We start from the raw sequence: 6,638 nt of genomic DNA, 5'->3' as shown, positions 1-6,638 counted from the left end.
CGTTAATGGCAGTGAATTTAAGAAAATTCATTGCCAACAACTAAATTATAGAAGTATTTACACAAAAAAATAAGAAAGGTGAATTTGAGCAAGCTCAAATTCACCTTTTTTTACTATTAGAAGCTAGTTATGTCCCAGCCTATTTTTTATTATTAAATTGTCACAAAACGGTCAATCCCAAAAGATGCAGAAAGGGAATAAATTTACTATAATGGAGGTATTATATTGTGAAATATTTCACTAACTTTTAACCTTGGAGTTGAGAGCAGCGATGAAAGAGCTTAATCAATTAGCTAAAGAGCAAAGAGCATCAACAATGACCCTATACGGGGCGTCCCTGTTGATGGGGGGAGTCGTTGTTGGACAGGCTTATTTGCTCGTAAGCATTGTCAATGCCATTTTTATAGAGAAGCTTGCGTTTCAGGAAATCCTCCCGATGCTTGGAGCTTTGCTTGTTATTCTTACGGGGAGGGCTTTCCTTACATATGTCAATGGACGGACAGGTATCGGGATGGCCGCAACGGTAAAGAGGGATTTGAGGAAACGGCTGTTAACGAAATGGGCAAAAAACCCTCTTCAGGCATCGATTCAGGGTCAGTCCGGACAAAAGGTCAGCACGATGATGGATGCGGTCGATGGGTTGGACGGGTATTACAGTCAGTATATACCTCAAAGGATTCAGACCACCATCGTTCCTTTGATCCTGTTGATCACCATCTTTACGGAGCATGTGTACACAGGTTTGATCATGGTGGTGACGGCTCCATTCATCCCATTATTCATGGCCATCATCGGGGTCATGACCAAGAAGAAATCCGAGAAGCAGATGGACAAGCTGACCGCTTTTTCTGGAAGATTCCTCGATACTCTTCAAGGATTGACCACTTTAAAGTTACTTGGTAGGGGGGCACGGCAGAAAGATGGAATCAAATCAAGTAGTCTGGACTTTCGGGAAGCGACCATGGAAGTATTGAAGACGGCCTTTTTGTCTTCGTTGATGCTTGAGTTCATTTCGATGCTGAGCATCGGCCTGATCGCCCTGGAGGTGGGGCTGAGATTGGTAGTCTTTGAGAGTATCCCATTCTTTACCGCTTTCTTCGTGCTTGTCCTGGCACCGGAATTCTATCAGTCTTTAAAAGAGCTTGGGCATGCGTTTCATACCGGGCGTGGGAGCATGGGTGCCGCAAAGAAAGTCATGGAGGAGCTTCAGGAAAAAGATCAGCCTGTTAAATGGGGGGAGAGGAAACCCATATCAAATGGGAATCCTTCTACGATCGAACTGTGTAACCTCGGATTCTCCTATGGAGAAAAAGGATATGCCCTGCAAGGGGTGAACGCAGTCTTCCCATCACGGGGCCAAGTAGCGATCGTCGGTCAGAGTGGAGCGGGGAAGACAACCATCCTTCATCTGATAGGGGGATTACTTAATCCTTCAGAGGGAGATCTTCTCATTAATGGAGTATCAAGAAGCGAATGCGTGGAAAGAGACTGGTTTGATCAAATGAGTTACATCTCACAAAATCCGTACTTATTCTCCGGCACGATAGCTGAGAATATTGCGGTCGGGGGAAGAGTGGGAGTCACCCGTGAAGAAATTGAATCCGCTGCTGAGAAAGCGGGGATTTCCGAAATGATTTCAGGACTTCAGAAGGGTTATGATACACCGGTCGGGGAAGCGGGAAGAGGCCTTTCCGGAGGAGAGAAGCAGCGCATTGCCATTGCAAGGGCGTTTCTCAAAGGTCCGTCCCTCATCCTGTTTGATGAACCGACAACCGGATTGGATCTTGTGACGGAGCAAATCCTGCAGTCTTCGATGGAGGAATTGACTAAGGAAGCTACCGTCATTACTGTAGCGCACCGTCTTCATACGATACGTAAAGCGGATAGCATTTTGTTGTTGGATAAGGGGAGAGTGGCTGGGATTGGAACTCATGAAGAGCTCATGAGATCGGCGCCCCACTATCGTGAAATGGTGAATGTACAGCAAGGGGTGAAACGTTAGATGAAAGAATTAGCATTTGTCGTGAAGCTGATGATGAAGGAAAAAAAGGATATTGTGTATTCGGTTCTTTTGGGCTTTCTGGCTGGAATAACTTCGGTGGGACTATTTGCTTCGAGTGGATATTTAATTTCCAAAGCGGCCCTTGAGGTACCGCTTTACGCCCTGACAGTCATGATTGCTCTTTTAAAATTGTTTGGTTTAACGAAGGCGGTCAGCCGCTATGGGGAACGTTATTATTCCCATCGGGCTACGTTCACGATCTTGGCGAACTTGAGGGTTTCCATCTACGAAAAAATCGAGCCGCTTGCACCGGGGATTTTCGGGCGTTATCGAAGCGGGGATCTTCTTTCAAGAATCGTAGGGGATGTTGAGAGCCTGCAGAATTTCTTTATCCGTGTCTTTTATCCCCCCGTCATCCTGGTGATGGTATTTTTAAGCACGATTTTGTTTACACTGTTTTACTCTGTTTCGATTGCCTTGGTCACCCTCGGAGGTCTATTGTTGACAGGCTATATCGTACCCGCCTACTTCGCTTTTAAACAGAGAAAAATAGAGGCGACCCTACGTGAAAGACGAGGGGAGTTATCGTCGGAGGTGACGGAATTTCTTTATGGATTCAGGGACCTGAAAATCTATCGCAGACTGGAGGATAAAGAGGCAAGTCTTGTTCAGGCAGCTGCAGGTTATGTGAGTGAGCAGGAAAGGGAGAGCCGGTATTCTCTCTTTAGTCATTCAACGAACATCCTGGTTTCCCTGCTCATTTCATGGATTGTTCTGGCTTTGGGGGCTTATTCAGTAGCAGCTGGTCAATTGGACGGAATATTCCTTGCCATGCTTGTCATGATTTCATTAACTGTATTCGAAAACGCAACACCAATGGCGATCCTGCCGACCCACTATGAAGATTCGCGCCGTGCTGCAAGCAGACTCTCTACCATCATACCCGAAGAACCCATCGAGAGGGACGGACCTCCATTGGGGTTGGTCCTTGTAGGGGATGTTCCTTCCTTTTGCATGAAGGATGTGAGTTTTTCCTTTGACGGTGAGGAAAGAAAGACATTGGACGGGGTGAGTCTCGAACTTCCCGCAGGTTCGAAAACAGCGATCGTGGGACCATCGGGATCAGGAAAGTCGACATTACTTCAATTGTTATTACACTTTTATCCAACGGATGAAGGGTCGATTTTCGTCAATGATGCTTCCATTAGGGATATCGATAAAGAGGCATTGTGGCGGAATGCCAATGTCGTCCTTCAAGAAAACCATTTCTTTTACGGCACAATAAAGGAAAAACTGATGCTGGTACGTGATGATTTGACAAAAGAAGAAATGGAGTCGGCATTGGATATAGTGAAACTGGATCATATTTCTTTAGAGGATGAAGTATTAGAGAAAGGAGAGAATCTTTCCGGGGGTGAAAAGCAGCGGCTGGCGATCGCAAGGGCCCTTTTGAAAGACTCACCGTTATGGATGCTCGACGAACCGACATCTTCCGTTGATGCATTGATGGAAAGAGAGATTTTCGACCATCTGTATACAGCAGCCGAAGGTGATACACTCATTCTGGTCAGTCACCGGTTAACGGGACTTGAAGAAATGGATCAGATCATCGTGATGGACAAAGGGAAGGTCGTGGAAGCAGGCAGCTATGGGGAGCTGATGAGTAAAAAGGGGCATTTCTATAAAATGAAACAAATTGAAAAGAGCGTACTTTTTTAACGAAAAAAAAAGCCACACACCTATGGTAGTGGCTTTTTCCCGTCTTATTCTGCCCAATCAATTAAGTTACGGATATCCAGTCGATCTGTCTTCCGTGCTTTTTGAAGCGGTTTTCCGATTGTAATCAGCATGATTGGAAGATAACGCTGCGATACATTGAATTCGCTTATGAGGGCAGCCGGATTGAATCCGCCGATGGGGCAAGTATCCCAGCCTTTCGCCTTCGCGGCAAGCATGAATTGCATGGCAGCGAGTGAAGCATTGCTGAATGCAGCGTCCCGCGGGTATTCTTCACGGCTGTACGCGCCTTCGATTTGTTTTTTCAGGATCTCTTTGATTTCTGCCGTCATTTCGCCTTTTTCAATCGCAGGATCAAAAACGGGATCGATGTTCTTATCCGCTTCAAGGTCACCGAGTATAGCCACGACAGCAGAAGCATCATGTACCTGCTGCTGGTGATAAGCAATCGGAAGTAATCGTTCCTGTACTTCTTTATGGTCAAATACAAGGAATTTCCATTGCTGCAGATTCCAGGCAGATGGAGCTTTTCCAGCCGATTCGAGCAGGCTGACTAATTCCTCACGGGGGATTTCCACATGAGGGTCGTATACTTTCGTAGAGCGGCGTTCGTCGACGATTTGAAAGAAATTATCCATGAGTATGCCTCCTTGATGTATGAAGAAATGTTATAATGTGGTATATAGTTGTATGTTACTTACTTTTTGTAAGCTGTTAAGCAATACGACCAATATAACCGACGTTTTAGTATGCGTCAAGGAATGACGTTTTAGGATGTGTGAAAGAACCAGTCATGGTGGATGTTATTAGTATAAAAGAAAATGGTTCGGAATTATCATATGGTTATTTATACTAATACTGTTGCTTTTGTCTGTAGCGAGTAGTGGTTGATTTCCGCTGCAGGTGCTCGCTTTCCGCGGGGCGTGAGTTGAGCCTCCTCGGGCTTTTGCCCTGTGGGGTCTCAACTTTCCCGCTGTTCCCGTCGGAGTCGAGCACCTTCCGCTCCAATCAACTTTCCAAGTGTAAATCTTCACTATAACAATGTAATGTAGAGATTGCTTCACCATCACATTTACCAACTCTCATTCTATGAGTTGCAGTGACCGATTACTGTAAAATTATACACTTACTCTTTCTAATCTGACGTGAATGACTCATTCTGCTCCGATACATCCAAAATGAGCGAACATTCGAAAACTGTAGTCTGTGTATGTATAACAACAACTTTGGTGTGATGGTCCTTTTATTATTATTGCTAAAGCACATTCAGTTTATAAAGCAGGATCTAGCTATTGATTGGAGTGCAAGACGAAGACTCCTGCGGGAGAAGCGGAATAGGTAAGACCCCGCAGGAGCGTCAGCGACGAGGAGGCTTGCCTTCCGCCCGAGGAAAGCGAAGTCTTGCACGGAAATCAAAAGCGGTGTAACAAGTGATCCTAACTAATTTTTTGTCTTTAGAGAAAATGGATACAGTTATGTTCAAGCCTCGTACGAATTAAAGGAGATTAGAGTTGTAGATGTGCTCAAAGGGATCATTTTGATCGTAGGAAGTTTGGAAATGGATGGGCTTTAGTGCAGCGTAACTTCCGCCGATGATGATGGCACAGAGAACGGGTATGGATAAAATGCCGAGCATAGTATGGCCTCCTTATCATGTTTTGTGAATGAATAGCGATGGGATCCTTGCATGATTTCACTTTAAAGTGTGAAACGCGTTTCAGGGCAAGCGTTTTATTAAAGAGATAATTTTTGATTGGAAAATCGTTACTTAAGGGGTATGGGTATGACAAATATTAGAAGTATTGCGAAGCTTGCAGGAGTTTCTGTGTCAACGGTTTCGAGGGTATTGAATGATCATCCTTATGTGAAAGAAGAGAAGCGCAGGAAGGTCCTCCATGCTGTGGAGCAGTTAAACTATATAAAGAACGCGAACGCCGTTCATTTATCAAAAGGGAAAACCTATAGTATCGGAGTGATTCTACCCTATTTGAATCTCCCTTATTTCGGAGAGATTCTTCAAGGCATAGCGGGGGAAGCGTTAAAATACGGTTATCACCTCCAACTTTTTCAGAGTGATTATGACAGGGGAGCTGAACTGGATGCCTTTCATCGACTTCAGATGAAAGAAGTGGATGGGTTGATCCTGACGTCACGCTCCAATTCTTTGGATGCTCTTGCTTCATTTATCAATCCTAATGTAGTGTTTTGTGAAAATGTGTTCGACCCCACTTATAAAAAGGTGTTCATTGATCATTATCAGGGGATTCGCAGTGCGCTCGAGTATCTTCATTCTAAAGGGCACTCGCAAATCGGGTTGTGTTTGCATAGGAGATTCGGGACGAATAGCGAAGAGCGGATCAGGGGTTTCTTCGACGGCTCAGAGGCTGCCTGCCATCCCGTGCGTGACGAGTGGATTTTTAATGACTGCTACGATCTTCAAGACGGGCGGGATGTGTTGAGTGCATGGGAAGAGATGGAAGAAAAGCCCTCCGCCCTTATCGTAACGAGCGATCAAGTATCGGCGGGCATGGTGGCAGAGGCAGGAAAAAGATCAATCATGATTCCAGACGACCTGGCAATCCTTAGCTTTGATAACCATCCCCTTGCCGATGCCCTCAATATCACATCTTTTGAAGTACCGATAAGAAAAGTGGGGGAAGAAGCATTTAAACTATTTCTGGATAATAAACATCCTGATCCGGTCATATTGAATACAAAATTGTTTGAACGTGGAAGCGTCTAAGTTGTGAAACTCATAAGAGGGAGGGAAAACAATGCAGGGGAACAAGGAAGAAAAGAGACTCGTCATCCTGATGGGGGTTGTCGCATGTATTGTGTTAATCGCAATCGTAGGAAGATATCTTTTATAAGAAATTTTATAGTCTTCATAACTCACTCC

General features: G+C 44.9%; 5 protein-coding genes. 3 read left to right on the top strand and 2 right to left on the bottom strand.

Annotated features, from left to right (window positions below; all coding sequences use genetic code 11):
- Positions 1–271 precede the first annotated feature (271 nt).
- Both cydD and cydC read left to right on the top strand, forming a co-directional pair.
- Positions 272–2,002 carry a thiol reductant ABC exporter subunit CydD gene (cydD, locus tag AM506_RS03035; protein ID WP_060670649.1) on the top strand — a complete coding sequence of 577 codons (1,731 nt, stop codon included), beginning with the start codon at positions 272–274 and terminating at the stop codon, positions 2,000–2,002.
- Positions 2,003–3,721, top strand: coding sequence for a thiol reductant ABC exporter subunit CydC (gene cydC, locus AM506_RS03030; RefSeq protein WP_060670647.1), 1,719 nt, complete (start codon positions 2,003–2,005; stop codon positions 3,719–3,721). It abuts the gene before it with no gap.
- 44 nt (positions 3,722–3,765) lie between these two features.
- Here the strand turns inward: cydC and AM506_RS03025 are convergent, their stop codons facing one another.
- Together AM506_RS03025 and AM506_RS22640 are read right to left on the bottom strand one after the other, a co-directional pair.
- Positions 3,766–4,383, bottom strand: coding sequence for a nitroreductase family protein (locus tag AM506_RS03025; RefSeq protein ID WP_200908405.1), 618 nt, complete (start codon positions 4,381–4,383; stop codon positions 3,766–3,768).
- A gap of 851 nt (positions 4,384–5,234) precedes the next feature.
- Positions 5,235–5,375 (bottom strand): hypothetical protein, encoded by a 141-nt coding sequence (locus tag AM506_RS22640; protein ID WP_160316840.1) that lies wholly within the window; start codon positions 5,373–5,375, stop codon positions 5,235–5,237.
- Between the two features lie 147 nt (positions 5,376–5,522).
- Between AM506_RS22640 and AM506_RS03020 the strand changes: the two genes are divergently transcribed.
- On the top strand, positions 5,523–6,482 hold the full coding sequence (locus tag AM506_RS03020) for a LacI family DNA-binding transcriptional regulator (RefSeq protein ID WP_060670643.1): 960 nt from the start codon (positions 5,523–5,525) through the stop codon (positions 6,480–6,482).
- The last annotated feature ends 156 nt before the right edge of the window (positions 6,483–6,638 follow it).

The sequence above is a fragment of the Rossellomorea vietnamensis genome, from assembly GCF_001305855.1.
Classification (GTDB): domain Bacteria; phylum Bacillota; class Bacilli; order Bacillales; family Bacillaceae_B; genus Rossellomorea; species Rossellomorea vietnamensis_A.
This window is presented reverse-complemented; position numbering and strand designations above follow the sequence as displayed.